Annotated in this window: 14 protein-coding genes and 1 pseudogene; 10 read left to right on the top strand and 5 right to left on the bottom strand. The window is 69.6% G+C overall.

Annotated elements, in window-relative coordinates:
• Window positions 1-15: 15 nt before the first annotated feature.
• Together ACWED2_RS09660 and ACWED2_RS09655 are read right to left on the bottom strand one after the other, a co-directional pair.
• Complete coding sequence (locus ACWED2_RS09660; protein ID WP_449690019.1) at window positions 16-4,296, bottom strand: nSTAND1 domain-containing NTPase; 4,281 nt, start codon at window positions 4,294-4,296, stop codon at window positions 16-18.
• Between the two features lie 1,789 nt (window positions 4,297-6,085).
• Window positions 6,086-6,253 (bottom strand): hypothetical protein, encoded by a 168-nt coding sequence (locus ACWED2_RS09655; RefSeq protein ID WP_449690018.1) that lies wholly within the window; start codon window positions 6,251-6,253, stop codon window positions 6,086-6,088.
• Window positions 6,254-6,482: 229 nt separating this feature from the next.
• Here ACWED2_RS09655 and ACWED2_RS09650 point away from each other — a divergent pair.
• The 3 genes and pseudogenes from ACWED2_RS09650 to ACWED2_RS09640 form a co-directional block, all read left to right on the top strand.
• Window positions 6,483-7,160: pseudogene (locus tag ACWED2_RS09650) on the top strand (heparan-alpha-glucosaminide N-acetyltransferase domain-containing protein); the annotation flags it as partial.
• Between the two features lie 154 nt (window positions 7,161-7,314).
• Complete coding sequence (locus ACWED2_RS09645) at window positions 7,315-7,710, top strand: DUF418 domain-containing protein (protein ID WP_449690017.1); 396 nt, start codon at window positions 7,315-7,317, stop codon at window positions 7,708-7,710.
• Between the two features lie 134 nt (window positions 7,711-7,844).
• Entirely contained in the window at window positions 7,845-9,593 is a 1,749-nt protein-coding gene (locus ACWED2_RS09640) for an ABC transporter ATP-binding protein (protein WP_449690016.1), read from the top strand.
• A 59-nt stretch (window positions 9,594-9,652) separates the two neighbouring features.
• On the opposite strand, the gene ACWED2_RS09635 is transcribed toward ACWED2_RS09640, so the two are convergent.
• Both ACWED2_RS09635 and ACWED2_RS09630 read right to left on the bottom strand, forming a co-directional pair.
• Window positions 9,653-11,443 (bottom strand): DUF418 domain-containing protein, encoded by a 1,791-nt coding sequence (locus ACWED2_RS09635; protein ID WP_449690015.1) that lies wholly within the window; start codon window positions 11,441-11,443, stop codon window positions 9,653-9,655.
• Window positions 11,444-11,479: 36 nt separating this feature from the next.
• Window positions 11,480-12,046 (bottom strand): DUF2076 domain-containing protein, encoded by a 567-nt coding sequence (locus ACWED2_RS09630; RefSeq protein ID WP_449690014.1) that lies wholly within the window; start codon window positions 12,044-12,046, stop codon window positions 11,480-11,482.
• A 169-nt stretch (window positions 12,047-12,215) separates the two neighbouring features.
• Between ACWED2_RS09630 and ACWED2_RS09625 the strand changes: the two genes are divergently transcribed.
• From ACWED2_RS09625 to ACWED2_RS09615, 3 genes are all read left to right on the top strand, one after another.
• Window positions 12,216-12,869: a response regulator gene (locus ACWED2_RS09625; protein WP_449690013.1), complete on the top strand. Its 654-nt coding sequence runs from the start codon at window positions 12,216-12,218 to the stop codon at window positions 12,867-12,869.
• Window positions 12,866-13,957: a sensor histidine kinase gene (locus tag ACWED2_RS09620; RefSeq protein WP_449690012.1), complete on the top strand. Its 1,092-nt coding sequence runs from the start codon at window positions 12,866-12,868 to the stop codon at window positions 13,955-13,957. The genes ACWED2_RS09625 and ACWED2_RS09620 overlap by 4 nt, the downstream gene beginning before the upstream one ends.
• A gap of 66 nt (window positions 13,958-14,023) precedes the next feature.
• Window positions 14,024-15,232, top strand: a complete 1,209-nt coding sequence (locus ACWED2_RS09615; RefSeq protein WP_449690011.1) for a hypothetical protein — start codon at window positions 14,024-14,026, stop codon at window positions 15,230-15,232.
• A gap of 873 nt (window positions 15,233-16,105) precedes the next feature.
• Here the strand turns inward: ACWED2_RS09615 and ACWED2_RS09610 are convergent.
• Window positions 16,106-17,023, bottom strand: coding sequence for an NADP-dependent oxidoreductase (locus ACWED2_RS09610; protein ID WP_449690131.1), 918 nt, complete (start codon window positions 17,021-17,023; stop codon window positions 16,106-16,108).
• 109 nt (window positions 17,024-17,132) lie between these two features.
• Here ACWED2_RS09610 and ACWED2_RS09605 point away from each other — a divergent pair, with 109 nt between their 5' ends.
• The 4 genes from ACWED2_RS09605 (at window position 17,133) to ACWED2_RS09590 (ending at window position 20,735) form a co-directional block, all read left to right on the top strand.
• Window positions 17,133-17,819: a TetR/AcrR family transcriptional regulator gene (locus ACWED2_RS09605; protein ID WP_449690010.1), complete on the top strand. Its 687-nt coding sequence runs from the start codon at window positions 17,133-17,135 to the stop codon at window positions 17,817-17,819.
• A gap of 600 nt (window positions 17,820-18,419) precedes the next feature.
• On the top strand, window positions 18,420-18,617 hold the full coding sequence (locus ACWED2_RS09600; protein ID WP_449690009.1) for a hypothetical protein: 198 nt from the start codon (window positions 18,420-18,422) through the stop codon (window positions 18,615-18,617).
• A gap of 40 nt (window positions 18,618-18,657) precedes the next feature.
• On the top strand, window positions 18,658-19,065 hold the full coding sequence (locus tag ACWED2_RS09595) for a four-helix bundle copper-binding protein (protein ID WP_449690008.1): 408 nt from the start codon (window positions 18,658-18,660) through the stop codon (window positions 19,063-19,065).
• A 239-nt stretch (window positions 19,066-19,304) separates the two neighbouring features.
• Window positions 19,305-20,735 (top strand): L-dopachrome tautomerase-related protein, encoded by a 1,431-nt coding sequence (locus tag ACWED2_RS09590; protein WP_449690007.1) that lies wholly within the window; start codon window positions 19,305-19,307, stop codon window positions 20,733-20,735.
• Window positions 20,736-20,772: the final 37 nt, after the last annotated feature.

The following is a 20,772-nucleotide window of genomic DNA, read 5'->3' as shown; positions in this document are numbered from 1 at the left end:
CTTTCGTAACAAGTTTCAACTATCGACTGGTTCGGGTTCTGGGCCGAGAGCGATCATTACGACCCCGTCGGGTGTCCCCAGGGCGAGGCGGTCGTCCGGCAGTGGGCACAGAGCCGAGACCCCGACGCCGACCTCGATCGAGCGAGTCTCATGACGGCGGATCGGATCCCAGAGTCGAACGGTGCCGTCGCGGCCACCGGTCACGAGCCGGAGACGGCCATCGGACAATGTCATCGACGCCGAGCTGAGGACCCCCTCGACGTGGCCTGTATCCGGATTGTAGCCGCGGGCGTGACTGCCCAGTGGCTCATCCGAGCCACGACCGTTTTCGGCCTCGCCGATCCATACATACCCGTTCGCGGATCCACCGGCCAGCAACGTCCGTCCGTCAGACAGCGCAAGAGTGGTCAAGGTGCGCGTCCAATATCCGGCCGGTTTGAATCGGTTGATCTCGGTTCGGTCGTACGGGTCCCACATGATCAACCCGTCGGAATCGGCGCCGGCAAGAACTTTTCCAGCACCGGATTTACCCGGAAGAGCTGCAAGCGTGCGGGAAAAGCTGCCTGCGTGCAATAGCTGGCTTGGCTCCGCACCCGTCGGATCCACAATCTGTACCCCGGCCATTGCCTTATGGACGGCCAGGAGAGGGGTACGCCCGTCGGCCTGGACGACCGCCAGGCTCGCGATGCCGAGACCCACACCGGTCGGCATCTCCCGCAACAGCTCTCCGCCCGACGGAGACCAGAAACGCAACCAACCGTCGCTTCCTCCGGATACCAGCACCCTGGGTTCTCCTGGGAGTTCCAGCGGGAGCAGCACCGTCGCTCCACGGGTCGGCCGGAAGGTCTTGTCATCTGTAGACGGGTGGGCATCGGGAACTTCCCAGAGGATCTCGCCGGTCGCTGCATCCCAAGCACGAATTCCGCCCCTCCGGTCTGCCGAATAGAGTGCGATGCCGCCTCCGAAGACGGGAAAGGCGATCAAGGCGGTCACCGCCGCACCGCGCCGCCCCGGTGAACGGGTCGCCGCCCAGGCGGACGGATCCCAGAGGCGCACGACGCCGTCGGCGCCACCGGAGGCGACCAGCCCACGTCCGTCCGGAGAGTGGATCGAGGCGAGGGCTTCCACTCCGCCGGAGTGATCGACTGTGACGTCACCGACGGGCTTGCCGTCCTCAGGATTCCACAATCGCGCTGTGCCGTCGCGGCTGCCGGACGCGATCAGCACACGGCCGTCGCCTAGGCCGACCGTTGCAAGGGTGCGAACCCAGGAGGTGTGCCCGACCATCGGATGGCAGACTTCCTGACGGCTCTCGACGTCCCACAGGCGGATGACTCCGTCGCCGCTTCCCGAAGCGACGAGCACGTTCCCGTCCGGATGCGGAACCGCAACCACGGCGCGGTTCCAGGAAGTGCTTCCGTGCAGTGGCCCGATCGGTTCGCATCGTGCAGCGGACCACAGCCGGATGGCGTGATCGCTGCCGCCCGAGACGAGAAGTCGTTCACCGCCGGCCAGCCGGACCGTCGCCAAGCTGCGAGCCCAGGAGATATGCCTTTCCAAGACTCCGAGGGAGGCGCCGGTCGTGGGGTCCCATAACCGCACGGTGCCGTCGTCGCCGCCTGACGCGAGCAGCACCCTGCCGTCGTCGAGTGCGACTGGGGCCAGCGCGCGCACCGCGTTGGCGTGATCGGTGAGTGGCTCGTACAGCTGCTCGCCGGTGAGCACGTTCCAAACCCGGATTCCTTCACTGCTGCCGGCGGCCAGCAGGACTCGTCCGTCCGGAAGCGGCACAGCGCAGAGACCGAGCACTTGTGACAGCTGGCCGCTCAGCGGGTTGCCGACCGTGCTCCCTGTGGTGGGATCCCACAACCGGATGGCATCGTCGGCGTGCGGCACGGCGACCAGCACCCTGCCGTCGGCCCACGAGACCACGGCCAGCGCTTTGAACGTGTGGTCGTCGTCGCGTGCAAGTGTCCGGTGCGTGGGGCTGCTGTCGAAGCTGGTCCAGATAACCGAAGGCACTCCCGGGACCGGGGCTTCTGCGGCCGGTGCGCGCCGGTCGGTGTGCCGCGTCATGGCCAGCTGGCGTAGCAGGCGCCGTTCGGTCCGCCGGGCCCCGGCCAAGAGGTGGCTCGCTCCGATGACTCCCGCGATGACCGGAGGCAAGGGAAAGTACCCGAAAGCGCTACGCATGGCGTCGGCGGCCACCGCCCGCGGATCGAGCGCGTCCACCACCCCGGGTTCGCCGTCGAGACTGGACCAACTGGCTTGGCCGCCGAGCGCGGCGTGCGCGGACAGGTAACGGGTGATGTAGGGATTGACCGGCTCCGGCCGGTCGCGGGTGACGTGCTCGACCAATGCGACAACGATATGGTGGTGATCGATCCGGTTTTCCGGCGTCGGCTCTACTTCCGAGAAGAAGTGTTCCGCGAAGGTCCGGTGCGCAAGCCGGTAGACCGTCTGGTCGAACTCGCGGTCAAAGGTCACATATGGTGCCGCGTCGCGCATGAGCGCCTCGATCACCTCCTCACGGATCTCGGACGCGGCGGGGCCCAGCGAATTCGCCAAGCTCGCCCAGACGCCATCGCGGATGGGGACACCACGACCGCGGGCGTAAGCGAGCGAGCGCAGGAGAACTTCGTAACGGCTGTCCACGCGGCTCAGCCTTTCGACCGCCATGCCGAACAACGTCCGGTGATCCCCGGCAGTCAGCTGGAGAAGGCCCTCTTGAGTCAGATGCGACGGGTCTGCGAGAAGTTCGTGAACGGCCAGGCGCGCGAACAGAAAGCCTCGATCACTCGTGCCGATCACGAGCGCCGCTTCGTGCACGGCATCCGCCGGCACGTCCAGCCGGCCTTGTGTCTGAGCCGTTTCGAGCCGCCTTCGGACGTAACGGCCGATCGCTAAGCCGTCCCGGTGCACTGCCACGGAGGGCACCGCGGGACCGCCCAGCGCGTCGACGATGTCCTGGTCCGCAGGGCTCGGCTGGTCCGGCCCCTCCCGGGTGCTGCGCCGGGTTCCCACAACGACCCGCACCCGCGGCAGCTCCACGAGCCTTCGGAGCACAGTGTCGGCGATGGTCAGTGGATCGAGCGCCTCGTCCAGCGCGTCGACGACGATCGTCAGCGACCGGTCTTGGATGGACTTCGTCAGAATCCGGATGGCATCGTTCAGCCCGGCTTCGGCCAGGGACTCCACATGAGCGGTTTCCGCCGCCAGCCGGTTGACGACCTCCAGAGCGGACATTCCCGTGAGGTGGACGACAACGTCGAACGCGTCATCGGGTGGCCGCGCCGGTTCAGGCAATTCCGTGAGCAGGCCGTGACGGGACAGGAGCTGGCGGACCACTGGCCTGCTCTGCACGATCAGGTGGCCCAGCAGCGCAGACTTGCCGCTACCGGCCGGACCGGTCACAACTAGCATCCCGGCAGCGGCCTGGTGCAGCCACCGAGCCACCGCCTCCGACTCGGCCTTGCGACCCTCGAAGTACCAGGCCTGCTCACCGAGTTCAGCTCCCTGAGCCTTCGGGAAGAAGTGCCTCCGCTCGTCGTCGGTTAAGTCTTCCAGCACGTTCTCGATCTCGGTCGAGACGTCGACCGGCGCACCCAAGACGACCGGCTTCCGAGACCGGCGAAGGACAGCGTTCGCGATCTGCTTCGGGATGACTTCACCGTGGTCCGGTAAGACACGACGCAGCTCCGCGGTCAGGTCCCATAGCGAAATCGTCTCTTCTGCGCGGAACGTACCAGTCAAGATCGCCCGGAGAGTTGCGCTGAACCGGCCGAGTCGGGTCGCCCCGCGGGACGACACGCCGACCAGCAACAGGCGGCGCTGCAGGAGGCGCGTGTTCACCTCGCTGTCGAGTAGTTGGACGAACTTCGCGGACTGGCAAGTGTCGACGACCACGATCACCCAGGCCTCCGGGCCGGCTTCGGATTCCCGAGCGGCCAGGAATTCCGTCAGCAAGGCCGCGGTCATTCCCTGCTGACCGACCTGCCCCGGGCTCCCAGCGTGTGCCAGCGTCGCTTGCCGTCCGTCAGACCAGCCGTGGCCCACCCAGTAGAGCAACGTGCACGGTAAGTCTGACTTCGCCCACTGCGTCAGCCGCTCGTTGACCTTGTCTCCATGCCGATCCGCCATCGGCAGGTGCCACGGCGTGAGTTCCCCGCCGAATTCATCCAAGAGGCGAACGATCTCAGCGACTTCGGCTTCAACCTCGAGCCGTTGATGTGCCGGATCAGCGTATTCGCCGATGGCGACCGGGAAGATCTCCAGTTTGGATGCTGGATCGCTCATCCACTGGTCTCCGGGAGCGTCGAGGCCGCCGTTCGAGTCACCAACGCATTGTGACATCAACTCGCCGGGAAGTGTGGAACATACGCATACCCGGTGCGGTGCCACGACGAGTGCGCGGCGTCAGCCCAGCAATTGAGCGCTGTTCACAGCCGGAGGATCAAACTTCAGTACCGGAAGGTCGGCGAGCTACCGTGAACGTCGGGCCGCCGCTTCCCGGCGGTGTTCGCCCGGTATAGCACACGACGGACGCAACGTGTGGCGCCACCCCATACCGGCAGACCAGACGGAGAGCGCGGCTGAGGACGTTGCCGAAGAGGAACGTCAGCCGAACCACCTATCCCATGATCACCGACTCAGCCCGGACACCGGTCACCGAGCCGGCCAGTGAGTTGCAGGCACGAACGGTCATCGTAGGTGCCCGCACTGACCGTTGAGCCCGAAACTGCCCTCGACGACCACACTGCCCACAGAATACCGCTGGTCAGAGGCGGGACCGTCCGGGTGGCAGCCTACCGAAGACTCAACCCTGTCGATCCCCTTACAGGGCACTCCCCCGCAGGCGCGCTCCATTACCAGCCGCGCATCGCCCCGGATCACCAGCCCGTCAGGCAGAACGACCGGTGTGATTACCGCCGAAATCTCACCCGAGGAAGGACCAACTCCCACAAGGCGACACACCGTTTGCGAGTCGTTACCAACCAGTCCATCAACGATCACGTAGATCGAAGCCTCGGCAGGTCAATGGATCGTGGTCGGAGGGTCGCCAATTGGCCTTGATCGCCCCTGACCCAAACGGCGAACGGCGAATCCCAAGATGCCCAGCCTGGTATCTTGTTCTCCACATCGACTCGAACCAGAACCGTCCTGTAGTGCAGCCGAGTAGCCGTCGGCTGGCCGTACACCGGATCGACCATGAGTGGGCGTTGTACGTCCCGCGCTGAACTCCTCCGGCGATCATTCGGCGACGGCGACCCGAGCCAATGACGCCGAAAGCAGCCCTCCGGGGAGCAGACCGAGCCTGCGACCTGCAGCAGTGCGGGTTTTGCCTCGTCAAACCATGCGCCACACTTCCCTGACACGGAAGAGGTCACTGGTTCAATCCCAGTATCGCGCACTCGATCGCGGGAGAGCCCTGCTTGCGGAACACGCAAGCAGGGCTCTCTTCGTCGTGTCCCGTGGGGGCCGAGCCCCCACACCCCGCCGGGGGCACGCCCCCGGACCCCCGGTCTGGTCACCTCTCGCAGTCCTCTCACCACCGCGCCGCCAGGGATCGTTACCGGCGTGCTTCTCGGGCGGCCAGGATCTGGTCCACCATCGCCAAGGTCACGTGGTCGCAGGCCAGCGCGCTGCCCCTCCGTCTTTTGGCCCAGCCGCACCCGGCGCGCGACCTCCGGGATCCCGTCCTCGGTCAGCCACGTGCTGTGGGTGTGGCGGCCCTCGTGGAACGTGAACGTCGGCAGGATCGGCGGACGCCGCTCCCCCGCCCCCGGGTCGTCCAGTTCAACGCCGTCCCACGCCGGCCGCCAGAACCGGATGCGGAAGTTCGACCGCCGCCACGGGTGCCCCTCCGGCGTGCACAGGACGAACGGCTCCCGATGGCTGTCCATCAGCTCCTCGTACAGCACCGCGATGCCTGGCGGCAGCGCCACGAACCTCGTGCCCGCAGGCGTCTTGGTGCGTCCCTTCTTCGGTCGGGCGTTACCCCGCCGCGTCGGCGGCCGCCGGCGACCGTCCGCGTGATGATCATCGCTCTTCCGGCCTCCTTTGTAGACCTTGCCGCCCACCTCCTTCAGCGGCGTGCGGATCTCGATGCCACGCCGCTCGGCCCGAGGTCGGCCGACAGGTCGATCTCGGCGGTGGCCGGCTGTTCGGGCTTGGTGGTCGCGCCCGGTACCAGGAGCAGGACGAGCGCCACGGCGCCGGTCGATACCCACATGGCCGTGCGGGAGTGCTTCATGAATTCGACATTCCACGATCACGCGTCCCGGCGCCGCCGACGTAACTATCGGCCGGCTCATACCCGACGACCGACCGGCAGAGCGGGGCCACCCGGTGCGCCGGCACGATCGAGACGCGGATTCGCGGTACCGGAAAGCCGGTCAGCCGGCCGGTTCCCGCCGGTCGGCGGGGTGGATCCGGAAACCTGCCGGATGGTGTGAGGCAAGCGGAACGGCGACCTTTCCGGTATGACTCGGACACAGCCACCACAGGACACCGCAACCCCGCCGGACGCTCCCCCGGCCGAGGCTGCCGGCCCCCCGATGGGGCGGCTGGTCGGGGTGGATCTGGCCCGCGCGCTGGCCGTGTTCGGGATGTTCGTCGTCCACATCGGACCCTCGGCGTCGGCCGTGGACGGCGTCGGCGCCTGGGTGCGCGGGCTGGCCGAAGGCCGCTCGTCGGCCCTTTTCGCCACCCTCGCCGGGTTCTCGCTGATGCTGATCGCCGGCCGCCTCGAACCGAAGACCGGCCTGGCCGGCCGCCAGGCGAAAGCCCGGATCGCGATCCGCGCCGTCATCCTGCTGGCACTGGGCACCGTCATGGCGATGGCCTACGGCGGCGTGGTGATCCTCGCCTTCTACGGCCTCTACTTCCTGCTGGCCCTGCCCCTGGTGCGGCTGCCGGCCCGGACCCTCGCGATCATCGCGGCGACGATCGCGGTCGTCATGCCGCCGCTGGCGTTCGGCGTGCGGTCGCTGCTGACCGAGCCGGTCACGGCAGCCCTCAAGGCCTATGACCCGCTCGACCGAATCGGCGGCGTGGGCATCCTGGATCTGCTGGTCACCGGCTTCTACCCGGCGATCACCTGGATGGCCTTCGTGATCGCCGGCATGGCGCTGGGCCGCCTCGACCTCACCGACGGCACCGTGCGACGGCGGCTGGCCGCGCTCGGCCCCGCCCTCGCCGTGTTCGCCTACGGTACGTCCTGGCTGCTGGGCCGGCTGTTCGACGGCGTCCGGGAGGCCGCGGACGCAGACGGCCTCGGGATCGGGATCGAAGTCGTTCGGTTCCGGTACCGACATGGCGCCGCCCGATGCCACCGGGTCGGCCTGGTCGCTGCTGACGGCCGGGCCGCACAGCGGAATGACGTTCGACATCATCGGCTGCGTGGGCGTCGCGATCACCGTGATCGTGGGCGCGACGGTGGCCCTCGACCGCCTGCGGTGGCTGCACCGCCTGGCCGCACCGATCATCGCCGTGGGCACCATGTCCCTGACGGCCTACGTCGGCCACTTCGTGGTGTCGTCGCTGGTGTCGGTGCCCACCGGGCCCGAGTCCCCGGATTCCTGGGTGCCCCTGCTCCTGTTCATCCTCGGGGCGATCGTGTTCGCCGGGACCTGGTCCCGGTTCTTCCGCCGTGGACCGCTGGAGTACCTGCTCAACGCCGCCACCAAGCCGGTGAAGCACCTCCGATGAGGTCCGGCCGGGTGACCGGGCACGACCGGTCACCCGGCTGGATCATCCGGCCGGTTCACCGATACCGGGCGCCACCTCCCGTCATCGAAGATCGAGGGCTGATCCACTACGACAGATGATGGAGCTGTTTCAGCGTGCGCACCTCGATCGACCGCGCGACCTGGCGGACGCTGGCCGGGTATGTCCGGCCGCAGTGGCGGACTGTCCTTTTCGGAGGGTTGCTCGTCCTGCTGGGCGGTCTGGCCGCAGCTGCTCAGCCGCTCGCGGCGAAGGCCCTCGTGGACAAGCTGGGCACGGGTAATGCCATCACCGGTCTGCTGGTGCTGCTGGTCGGTCTCGCGCTCGCCGGCGCGGCGGTCGCGATGGCCGGCGACTACCTGCTCGAACGCGCCGCCGAGTCGGTCGTGCTCGTGGCCAGGAAGCAGTTCGCCCGCCGGGTGCTGCGGCTGCGGGTGCCCGCCGTGCGGCGCACCGAACCCGGAGACCTGCTGTCCCGGTTCACCAGCGACACGACGCTGTTGCGCGAGGTGTGCACCCACTCGCTCGTCGGCCTGGTGACCGGTGCGGTGACCACCGTGGTGATGGTCGTGCTGATGGCGACGATGGACCTCGTCCTGCTCGGCGTCACCACGGCCGTGCTGCTGGTGATCGGCCTGCTCGCCCTCGCCGGCATGCCCATGATCGAAAAGGCCACCCACGCCGCCCAGGAAGCCGTCGGCGAGACCGGGTCACGGATGGAACGTGTCCTCGGTGCTTTCCGGACCGTCAAGGCCTCCGGCGCCGAAAGCCGGGAGATCGCCGCGATCGAAGAGGGCGCCGCACGCGCGTGGCGCGCCGGTATCCGCTCCGCGCGCTGGGAAGCCCTCGTGCACGGCTCCACCGGACTCGCGATCCAGGCATCGTTCCTCGCCGTGCTCGGCGTAGGGGGCGCGCGCGTCGTGACCGGCGCCATCTCGCTGTCCACTTTGGTCGCGTTCCTGTTGTACCTGTTCTACCTGGAAGAACCCATCAGCAAGCTCCTGCACGCGGGCAGCAGGCTGCAGATCGGGCTGGCGGCCGTGCGCCGGCTCGCCGAGGTCGAGCAGATGCCTGCCGAACCGGCTCCGGCCGGACGGACCATCGTCGGCCCGGACGCCACCGGGCTGGTGTTCGAGGACGTCCGGTTCCGGTACGGCCCGGGCTCCCCGGAGATCTTGCGCGGTGTGAACCTCGAGATTCCCGCTCGGGGTATGACGGCGTTCGTCGGGCCCTCCGGCGCGGGGAAGTCGACGTTGTTCGCGCTGCTGGAACGGTTCCACGAGCCCTCGTCCGGCCGGATCCGGCTGGACGGAGGGGACCTCGCGGATTGGGATCTGGCCGCCCTGCGGTCCACGATCGGGTACGTCGAACAGGATGCGCCGCTGTTGTCCGGCACGCTGCGCGAGAACCTCGTCTACGGCCGTCCGGATGCCACGGACGAGGAGATCCGGGACGCGCTGGCCCAGACCCGGCTCGACACTCTGGTCGATCGGCTCCCGGCTGGTCTGGACACCCCGGTCGGACACCGCGGCAGCATGCTCTCCGGCGGCGAACGGCAACGGGTCGCGCTCGCCCGTGCGCTCCTGCGCCGGCCTCGGCTCCTGCTGCTCGACGAGATCACCTCGCAACTGGACGCCGTCACCGAGCTGGCGATCCGGGACGTGGTCACCACCGTGGCGAAGTCCACGACCGTGCTCGTGGTGGCCCACCGGCTCTCGACGGTCACCCAGGCCGACCGGATCGTGGTGCTCGACGACGGCACCGTCCAGGCGGCCGGCACCCACGACGAACTGGTCGCCGGCAACCCGCTGTACGCCGAGTTCGCCGCCACCCAGCTGCTGACCGGCGAAGTGGCGAGCCGGTGAGATCCCTTCGTGAGGGGCACCCTCATGGCGTTCAGGTCCACGAGGGTGCCCCCTGGCAATCACGCTGGCTTCCGGCCCAGGCGCAAAGCCGGTTTCGTGGCCTCGTGCAACAGGAACTCCAGCGGACCGCGCCGGAAGAACCGGGACCAGACCAGCGCGAAGGCGATCGCGCCCGCGATGAACCCGAGGAGGACCATCGGTGGCTCGCCCTGCGCTCCGCTGAGCCCGAGCGCCGCGATCGCGACGACATGACCGGTGTAGGCGGTCAGGGACATCGACCCGACCGCCGTCACCGGGCGCCAAAGCCGGGGCAACTTGTCCGTCAGGACCAGTGCGCAGACCAGCACCGTGATCGCCACGCCCACCGAGCCGGCGATCTCGAACGGCGTGCCGCTGTGCGGTGAGGACACGAGCAGCCACGCGGGCGTGTCGGTGTTCACCACGCCCGACGCCACCCAGCGATCCCCGTCCTGGTACCCGAGTTCGAGCACCCCGCCGGGGCCGGGCAGCTTGTCGCTTCCCGGCGCCGCGTCGTTCCCGACCAGGTCCGTCACCCCGAACAGGCGGATCGCCAGCCAGGATCCACCGTAGCCGGCGAGGACGAGCACCGGGCCGAGGACCGCCAGCCGGACCCTGGTGACTGCCGCGGCGAGGTCGAGCCGGCCGAGAGCCAGGCCCGCGAACACGAACGGCAGCCACGTGGCGACCGGGTAGCTTCCCGTGAACAGCAGCCGCACGACGCCCTCCCCGCCGATCGCCTCGAGCGGGTCGTGCGCGGTGATCGCCTGGCCCCAGCCGCTGCTGTCCAGGAACCGGCGCACCACAAAGGACAGCAGCGGTCCCGCGATCGCGGTACCAGCGGCGATCAAGGCCAACGCCGCGGCCCGCAGCCGGGTGAACGGCAGTGCCAGCAGGAAATACACGCCGTAGTAGGCGAGGATCACCACGACCGTGCTGCCCGTCATCGTCAACGCCGTCCCGGACACCAGCAGGATGACGCCCCGGATCGCGATCCGGCCCGCGGCTTGCCGCCACGGCACCCCGGTCAGCGGCTGCTGCCGGCCGGACATGATCGCCAGGGACAGGCCGGCCAGGGTCGCGAACAACGCCGACGAACGGCCCTGAACGAAATCCATCAGCACGCCGGTGATCCCGCCGATGCTCGGATCGGGGCCGACGTGCGCGCCGAACATGCCGAACACGGCCAGGCCGCGCGCCAGGTCGATGCCCGCGAGGCGCGCGATACCCAGCCTGGTTGTTGTACTTTCAGTAACCGTCACGGTTCTCAGCGTTGCGGACCGTGGCGGGATCGGGCATCCGCCGGTGAGCGGGAAACCGCCCGCCGCCCGGCTGGAACTCGTTGTCCGCGCGGGCTTCTCGAAGTGCCCGGCGGCGAACGCGAGCAGGTAGGGCGGTGACGCGCGGGCGGTTCGCCAGGTGTGGCCGAAACCCTCGTCGAGGTGACTGCCGTCCGCTGGGCGCGGGAGCGGAACGCCGACGCGATGCTTCCTCGCCGTCTCGACATCGCCGGAGTCTCCCGTGCCGGCCGTGACCATGGCGGCGACCGGCCGCCGGAACGGCATCGTGCCCAGGTAGTTCCGTGGCGTGTTCGCGGCCAGCAGCGCGGGTTCCTCGCCGAGCCTGCGCCGGTTGTCCGGGACGTCGCGGCGAACGCGCCGCCGGACATGCCGCCGGTCGCGGCCAGCAGCACGAGCACGACCGCCAACGCGGTCGACCTCCCGCCGGCGCAGCAGGATCGTGACCGCCACGCAGGCGAGCGCCAGGGCGGCGAGCGTCAGCCAGAGCCGCGGCGACTCCAGCGGACCCGCCGCCCTGGCGTGGCCGGCCACATCGTCGGGACCGCGAAGGTCGTCGCAGCGTCCGGCTCACCACTGCTCGCCGTCGTCCCAGCCGCCCTGGTCGTCCCAGCCGCCGTGGCCCCCATCGCCGTGGCCTCCGCCGTGGTGCTCGCCCGCCGAGGCCTCGTGGCCGCCGAACGCCCCGCTCAGGCCCTGGAACAGCAACGCGCCACCGGCCACACCCGCAGCCGCGGCCGCCGCCGTCTTCAGGAAGCCACCACCGGACCCGCCCTGCGGCGCGGCCGCCGGGGCCGCCTGGTCCCGGTTCTGGCCGAACATACGAGACATGAACCCACCACCCTGCGGCTGCGCGGGCTGCGGCGCGGCAGCCGGCGCCGCGCCGAAGGCCGGTGCCGGGGCAGCCCCGAAAGCCGGGGCCGGCGGGGCGACCTGCAGCTCGGCGATCCGAGCCTGGGCGGTGCGCAGCGCGTCCTCCTGCACCAGCACGGCCTGCACAAGCAGATACACCGCGTCCGGCTGGGCACCGACGTACTGCGTGATCAGCTGGGCGGCCTCCGGGTCCTTCTGCACCGGCTGGGCCTGCCGCAGCCGGTTCGCCAGCCCGAGGATCAGCTCGCGGTCCTGGTTCTCCATGGGAACTCCCTTCGTCGGACGCCATCTTCAGCGTCCGGCACACCTCACCGACACCGGTGACCCGGCCCGAACCGCCCGTCGACCGGCTGCCGATCTCCAGCCGATCGGCCGACGCGTGCCGCCGGCCACCGGATGGCAGGCGGAGGCCCGTCGGGGCGAGACTGATCGCATGGTTCGAGTGATCGTCGTGGACGACGAAGAGCTGGTGCGCTCGGGATTCCGCCTCATCCTCCAGGCGGCGGGCGACATCGAAGTCGTGGCGACCGTCACCGGCGGACAGGCGGTCAAGGAAGTGAGCCTGCACCGCCCCGACGTCGTCCTGCTCGACATCCGGATGCCCGACGTCGACGGCCTCACCGTCCTGCGCCAGCTGCGCGGCCTGACCAACCCGCCCGTCGTCGCGATGCTCACCACCTTCGACTCCGACGAATACATCGCCACCGCCCTGCGCTCCGGCGCGGCCGGGTTCATCCTCAAGGACACCGCACCGGAGCAGCTCGCCCAGCTCGTCCGCACCCTGGCCGCCGGCGGCGTCGTCCTCTCGCCGAAGGTCACCCGCACGGTCGTCGACGGCTACCTCGACTCCGGCGCCGGCTCGGCCGCCGCGGCCCAGGTCGACCAGCTGTCCGAACGCGAACGCGCCGTGCTCGTCCTCATCGCCGACGGACTGTCCAATGCCGACATCGCCAAGCGGATCCACGTCAGCGTCGGCACCGTCAAGGACCACGTCTCCGCCATCCTCACCAAGCTCGGCGTCGGCAGCCGCGTGCAGGCCGCGCTCGTCGCACAGCGTGCGGGCCTGCTCGAGAACCGGCCGTCGTGAACCGGACGCAAGCCCTGCTCGCCGAATCCGCGCTGCTCGCCCTCGCCGCCGTCGAGGCCGGATTCAACCAGCCCATCGGGCCGCTGACCATCGGCACCGTCATGCTGGCCGTCGGCGCGCTGCTGGTCCGGCGCCGGTGGCCGGTCGCCGTCTTCCTGCTCACTTTGCCCGCGCTCGCGCTCGTCGGCTCGGTGATCGCGACGCTCATCGCCCTCTACGCCATCGCAGTGCGGTATTCGAACCGGTACCTGCTCGCCGGCTTCGGAGTGGTCGCCGCGGTCGGCTACCTCTTCCCCGGCCTGGAGTACCAGTACCCGCGCAGCGATCTGCTGCTCACGATCATCTACGCGACGATGACCGCGGCCGCGCCGATCTTCTTCGGCAGGCTCGCCCACGCCCAAGGGGAACTCGCCCTGCGGCTGGAAGACATCCGTGCCGCCCGCGAACACGAACGGCTTCTCGACGCCCAGGCCGCCCTGGCCAGGGAACGCAACCAGCTCGCCCGCGAAATGCACGACGTCGTCTCCCACCAGGTCAGCCTGATCGCCGTCCAGGCCGGCGCCATCGGCGTCTCGACCACCGACCCGGACGCGAAGGCCGCGGCCGGGAACATCCGCAAACTGTCCGTCGACACGCTCGACGAACTCCGGCACATGGTCAACCTCCTCCGCGCGTCCGGCAGCCAGACCACCGGGCTCACCCCGCAGCCGACCCTGTCCGATCTGGACCGCCTGGTCACCGGCAGCGGCATCGAAACCCGCGTCACGGGCGCCGCGCCCGAGGGCATCGACACCGCCGTCCAGCGCACCATCTACCGCACCATCCAGGAAGCGCTCACCAACGTCCGCAAGCACGCCCCCGGCAGCACCGCCACCATTGCCTTCGCGCACGACGACACCGACCTCGCCGTCACCGTCACCAATACCCCGCCGACCCGCCCGACCCTCGCCCTCCCCAGCGCCCACCACGGACTCGTCGGCATCCAGGAACGCGCCGCACTGCTGGGCGGCACCGTCAAAGCCGCACACACCGCCGACGGCGGGTTCCGGCTCGAACTCCGCCTGCCACGCACGAACCCCAGCCGGTAGCCGTCCGGCCCGGTTTCCGGCTCAGGCCCCAGTGCGCGCTAACATCCGGCCGCGCTGAACGGAGAGGTGAGGATTACCGACGAGCACCGGATCGAAGCCGTCGAGCAGTGGTTCCGGCGACGCGGGCTGCCCGCTGTCGTCCGGGGCCGTCCCGCCCGCCTCCTGGTCCGGACTGACCCGGCGGTCGTGTTCATCGGGGCCTGGCAGCTGCTGACCGCGGTGCTGTCCGCAGTGGACGGCCAAACGGACGCGGACTTCGACCGGCTGCTGGAGAGCGACCTCTTCGCGCTCGGGTACGGGGGCCTCCTGCCGGGCCTGGTCGTCGTCCCGGCCCTCGGCTCCTGGCCCACCGCGCGCTGGGTCCGGCGCAAGCTGGTCGAACACGGCGGGGCCGTACCCGCAGCGGCCATGGCGGGCGTCTTCGTGCTCGTCGTGCCGATCGCCGGCTGGATTGCCGAAGGCAGTTCCGTCCCGTTCGGACTGGTGACCCAGCTGGCGATCTTCGCCGGGCTGTTCGCGGCCGCGTTCGCCGGGGTCGGCTCGATCGTCGGCTGGGCGCTGCGGGCCGCGTTCCGCCAGCTCCGGCTGCTGGGCGAGCTGACCACCCGGGTGCTCCCCCTGCTGTTGCTGTTCACCGTCTTCGGCTTCTTCACGACCGAAATCTGGCAGGTCGGCGCCGCCCTGCCGCGGGCGCGGATGTGGTTGGTGGCCGGGCTCTTCGCCGCGGTCGCCGTGGTTTTCCTGTCCGGCATGCTCAAGGACGAAGTCACCGGTCTGACCCAGTCGCGCACCGCCCCGGTCGGCCTCGACAAGCTGCGCGAAACCCCGCTGGCGGCGTTGCTAGCGGACGGCGTCCCTGCCGAACGGGTTCCGCTCACGAAGCTGGAGCGGGCGAACATGATCCTCGTCCTGGTCCTCACCCAGGTGCTGCAGACCCTCGTGCTCGCCACCGTGATGTTCGTCTTCTTCGTGATCTTCGGCATCATCGCGATCCAGCAGTCGGTGATCAAGGCCTGGATCGGCCGCGACCCCACCACCGGCACCCTCTTCGGCATCCAGCTGCCCGTCCCCCAGGAGCTGCTGCACGTCTCCCTGTTCATCGCCGCGTTCTCCGGCCTCTACTTCGCCGCGTCCACGGTGACCGACGCCAAATACCGCACCGCCTACTTCGACCCGCTCGCCGACCACCTCGCGGTCAGCCTCGTCGCCCGGGACCGCTACCTCGCCCACCTGGCCGGCGCTCCGCGACGGGCCGAACCCGCCGCGGAGCACTGAGGTCAGGCGGTTCCGGTCCAGTAGATCGGGGTGGCCCGGTCGTAGGCGACCTCGATGGTGACTTCGGCGGGCTTGGCCGGCAGCGGCACGACGATGCCGAAGGTGCGCTCCATACCGGGCAGGACGTCGGACGGGAGCTTGTCGCCGATCTTCGAGGTGACGGCAGCCGCGGCCGTCGGAGCGGCGCTGCGCAGCTACGATGCCGGCCGGCGGGCGATCGAGACCTGATCCGCCGGCCTCGATTCTTCGTCCTCCGGTGAGTAACTGTTCAGCACCGAAAGGATCGGTCATGCCCGGACAGGTCAGCTGGATCGAGATTCCCGCCGCCGACACCGCCAAAGCCCGCACCTTCTACGGCGGCCTGTTCGGCTGGGCACCAGCGAATCCGGCGGCGACTACCACGTCATCGACAACGGCCCCGCCGGTGCCATCACGGCCACCGAAGCCGGTTTCACCCACCCTAGGGTCTACTTCGCCACCGACGACATCGGCGGCTCGGTCAAGCGCCTGCACGAACTCGGCGGGCGTGCTCCTGATGCCGCGTCGACCATCCGGAGCGCGTAGAACGCGGAGTTCCACACCGACGAGCTCGTGTACGGATACCGCTACAGACCCGGCGCGGTGGCGCAGGAGCAAGGCTAACGATGGTGGCCGAACGACCGGCGCTGATCGCCGCCGACCAGCGGGTGCGCAGTATTCAACGGGCAGTATCCGTCTCTGTAGGCCAGGCGGCCGCGGACAAGACCGGGCAGCATGCGCGCCGGCCAGGTTGGGCCGATCGACTCACCGCCGCGGCGATTCCGGCCGACACGGCGCCGTCACGGGTAGTCCGGTCGGAGGAATGGCGGAGCGGTTGGCCTGCTCCGGAGCCGGTCAGGAACGCACGCGAATGACGGTCTTGCCCTTGCGCCGCTCGGTCGGGTTCAGCGCGGGGACGGCGTCGTCGAGGGTCACGACGGTGCCGATGTGCGAGCGAAGACGCCCGTCCCGCACCCGGTCGACGATCTCTGTCAGCTGGCCCGGAACCGACTCGACGACGAAGTCGATCGCGAGGCCATCAACCGGGCGCGCCTCGACCGGCCCGACCACCGACACCAGCGTCCCGCCCGGCCTGACGAGACCCGCCGAGCGCCGTTGGACGTCACCGCCGATGACATCGAAAACCAGGTCGACCCCGCCGATACTGTCGAGATCGTCGTGGTCGAGGTCGACGAACTCGTTCGCGCCCAAGTCGAGCGCCGCCTGACGGTCCGCCGCCCGCCCGGTACCGATGACGTAGGCGCCGAACTCCCGGGCGAGCTGCGCCACCACCGACCCGACCGCGCCCGCTGCACCATGCGCGAGGACGCTCTGCCCCGCCCGCAGACGACCGTGCTGGAACAGGCCCTGCCACGCGGTCAGACCGGAGATCGGCAGGCTCGCCCCCACCGTGAAGTCCACGTTCCCCGGCAGCGGCGCAAGGTTGCGTGCCTCCACGGCTGTGTACTCGGCCAGGGTTCCGTCCCGGTGCCAGTCGGTGATCCCGAACACCCGCTGCCCCAGCGAGAGTCCCGTCGTGCCGTAGCCGAGGGAGGAAACCACTCCGGCGAACTCGTGGCCGATGATCGGCTGGGCTCGGTCGTGACCGGAGCGATCGACCCAGGTCGAGGGCCACTCCCACTCCGCGGGGACGAAGCCCGACGCGTGGACTTCGACGACGACGTCGTTGATCGCCGGCGTCGGCTCAGGCCGCTCCACCAGCGTGATTCCTGCTGCCTCCGCGGCCTGATCCGTCGCGACTATTGCCTTCATGGATGCCTCCGCATGTCTGGGGGTCATTTTTGGGCTTGACAGCCCACTAACGGAAGTGAACTCTTGCCGGAATGGGCTGTCAAGCCCAATCTGCGATATGGTGTGCGGCATGGCAGCCACGACGCAAGCGCGCGTGCCGCAGAAGCTCACGAGCAAGGGACAGGCGACCCGAGCCCGCATCCTCGAGCACGCCGCGGAGCTCATCTACACCCACGGCGTCCACGCGACGAACAACGAGCAGCTCCGTCACGCCGCCGGCGTCAGCGGCTCCCAGCTCAACCACTACTTCCCGACCAAGGAAAGCCTCGTCCTCGCGGTCATCGAGTGGCAGGCCGAACGCGTCCTCACCTTCCACCGCAGCGAGCGGTTCACCCACTTCGACAGCCTCGACTCGCTGCGGGAATGGGCCGACCACTACATCGCTTACGAGCGCTCCTACCAGGCAGGCTGCAGCCTCGGCTCACTCGCCAGTGAGATCATCAAGACCGACCTGGACGTTCACGCGGAACTCGCGGACGCGTTCCGGCAGTGGAGAGACGTCTTCCGAGACGGGCTCGAACGGATGCAGCGGCTCGGCCGCCTCACCGCCGAGGCGGATCCCACCCGGCTGGCCCATCTCCTGCTCTCCGCCTTCCAGGGCGGCATGCTCCTCGCCCAGGTCGCCCGCGACATCACCCCGCTGAAAGACGCCCTAGAGGCAACCCTCGACCACGTACAGACATTCATGGTCGCGCAGGTGCCAACGGCCGGCTCACCGCCGCCGGCCGAGCGTAGAACGAACGAGCCGAAGCGCTGACCGACCGGCCCGTCAAGCCGGCGACCGAACCCCGGCTCTACGACGTCCACCGCGTCCTCGACCGCGACAGACTGCCCCGCCCAAGCGACCAGCACCGGATGACGGTTCACGGCTGCCAGGACGTCGGGGTGGTGGGCACTGGTGTCGCGCCAGCGCAGGTAGGCGCGCAGCGCCGGCCTGGGCGGTGTGGTCGCGGTGGTGGGAGCTGGCGATGGTGGCGCCGGTCCCGCTGACCGCACCCGGCCAGACCGTGGCCGAATCGGTGTTCGTCGACCCGCTCTCCGCGACCTCGCCATTCTCCGCTCCGCCGTCCCGGCCGCCTACCTGGCCGGATCGTTCGTCGTGCCGGTCCTCGGCCGACTGACCGACCACTACGGCTCGCCCCGGTCACGGCCACCGTCGCCGCGCGCTTCGGCGCCATCCTCATTGCCGCGACGACGGTCAGCGAGATCACCGGGCTGTCCTTGGCAATCGGCACCCGCCGGGACCGGAAGCCATCCGCGTACCCGGCTCGAGGGCCGGTACGCCTTCGGGGCAGAAGCGATTGACGCAGCGCCGGCCGGGTACGCCGTCACGGTTCCCGAATCGAACGGAGCCGTGATGGCCTCGACCGACCTGATCTCCGTCATCGCCACCGACCCGAGCGAAGTCGAGCAGGTTTTCCCAGAAATCGCGTCCGGCCGCCGCAGTCGCTGCGTCCAGCCTGCCGATGGCGTCGACGGGCGTCTCGGATCCCCGCGAGTGGAGCCAGTCGAACTGGCTCAGCGATCTGATTTCCCCACCTGGCCCACGGCCTGACCGCCGCCACCACCTACGCCGCCATGACGGAGGACGACTCATGACACTGCCCCTGCTCGAAAGCCACCCCGACCAGCTCGGCGGAATCGACCCGGCCGCGATCGCCACCTGCATCGACGACTGCCTGGCCTGCGCCCGCGCCTGCACCGTCTGCGCCGACGCCTGCCTGTCCGAGCCGTCGGTCGCCGGCCTGGCCCACTGCATCCGCACCGACCTCGACTGCGCCGACCTCTGCGGCACCACCGCCCGGGTGTTGTCCCGCCGTGCCGGCACGACCGCGGTCCTCGACGCGCTCCTGCAGGCGTGCGCCGAAGCCTGCCGCGCCTGCGCCGAAGAATGCGAACAGCACGCCGGCCACCACCGGCACTGCGCCTTGTGCGCCGAGGCCTGCCGCAAGTGCGAAGACAGCTGCCGTCAGCTGCGTGACCACCTCGTCGGGACGGCGTGATCACCATGGCCGAGACCGACCAGGCAATGGGCGAACTCGAGGTGGTACACGAATTCACCGGGCCGATGCCGACCGGGGTCGGCGTGTCCCACCGGGGCCGGGTGTTCGTCAACTTCCCGAAGTGGGGAGACGACGTCCGCTTCACCGTCGCCGAACTCCGCGACGGCGGCCTCGTGCCCTACCCCAGCCAAGCCGTCAACGACAGCAAGTGCCGGACCGACCCGGACGCCCTGGTGTCGGTGCAGAGCATCGTCGTCGACGCGAGCGACCGACTGTGGATCCTCGACACCGGAAGCCCGCAGTTCGAGCCCACCGCCTACGGCGGACCCAAGCTCGTCTGCGTCGACCTCGACCGCGACGAAGTCACCACGACCGTTCTCTTCCCCGAGGACGTGGCCCTGCCCACGACGTATCTCAACGACGTGCGCTTCGACCTCGGCCGCGGGGTCGCCTTCATCACCGACTCCTCCGACCAGGGCCCCAACGGGATCATCGTCGTCGACCTGGACACCGGCGAATCCTGGCGGCGGCTGCACGATCACCCCAGCACCAAGGCCGAGGAACCGCCCGACCTGCGCATGGTCGTGGAAGGCCGCGACTTCGTCGAACTCTCCGAAGACGGCTCGACCAGCCCGGTCAAGATGGGCGCCGACGGGATCGCCATCGGCGCCGACGGCGCACGGCTGTACTACTGTTGCCTCGCCTCGCGGCGCTGGTGGAGCGTGTCCACCGACGCCCTGATCGACCGCGACCTCGACGACGACGCGGTGGCCGCGACGCTCATCGACGAAGGCGACAAGGGCGGCGCCGGCGACGGCATGGAAACCGACGACCAGGGTCGCCTCTACGTCACCGACGGCGAACACAACGCCATCCACCGCCGCCACCCCGACGGGCGCTGGGAAACCGTCGTCCACGACCCGCGGCTGCTGTGGCCGACACGATGTCCGTCGCCGACGGCTATTTGTACGTCACCGCGAACCAGTTGCACCGCCAGGACAAGTACCGCGGCGGCAGGGACGAACGCCGGTACCCGTACTTCCTCTTCCGCACCCCGATCGACGCCGGCCCGGTCAGCCTTCGCTGATGACGTCCACGGTCACCCGGGCGGTCGCAGCCGAACTGACGTAGTCCAGCAGCGACATCCCGACGGCCACACCGACCATGGTGAGCACCCCGCGCGGCCAGAAGATGTGACTGTCCAGAAAGGACACACTTGCGGCCAGGAGGAACGCGCCGCCGGGCAGCGCTCGCCGGCCCGCTCGCGCGATCGCCGCGAGGACGATCAGGACGGACGCGGCGAGGAAGCACCCGGCGCCGATGTGGCCGAGGAGATCGCCGGCCTCGAAGAGGGAGCCGACCACCGGAGTGACGCCGTGCTGGACGTCCGCCACGGTACCGGCGGCGATCCCGGCGACCGCGTCCAGCCCGCCGTAGAACGCCGCGAAACCGAACGCCGCCACCCGGCCCGGCCAGCGCAGCCACGGCGATGCCGGCGCCAGCAGAAGCCACTGCGCCACGGCCGGCAACGGGAACACCGGCAGCAGAACCATGTGCAACACAGCCCACCGCTGCGCCGTGGCCGCGTCCAGCACCCCCGGATGAGCGGCACCGAACCCCGCCAGCAGCAGCCCTGGCACCGCGAACAGCGCGGCGCGGAACCCTCGTGAACCCGGCACCGGCCGAGCCTAGCGACGGCCGGCCGGG

Source organism: Amycolatopsis sp. NPDC005003 (assembly GCF_053600695.1).
The sequence above is the reverse complement of the archived record's forward strand: the minus strand, read 5'-3'. Positions and strand labels throughout refer to the sequence as shown.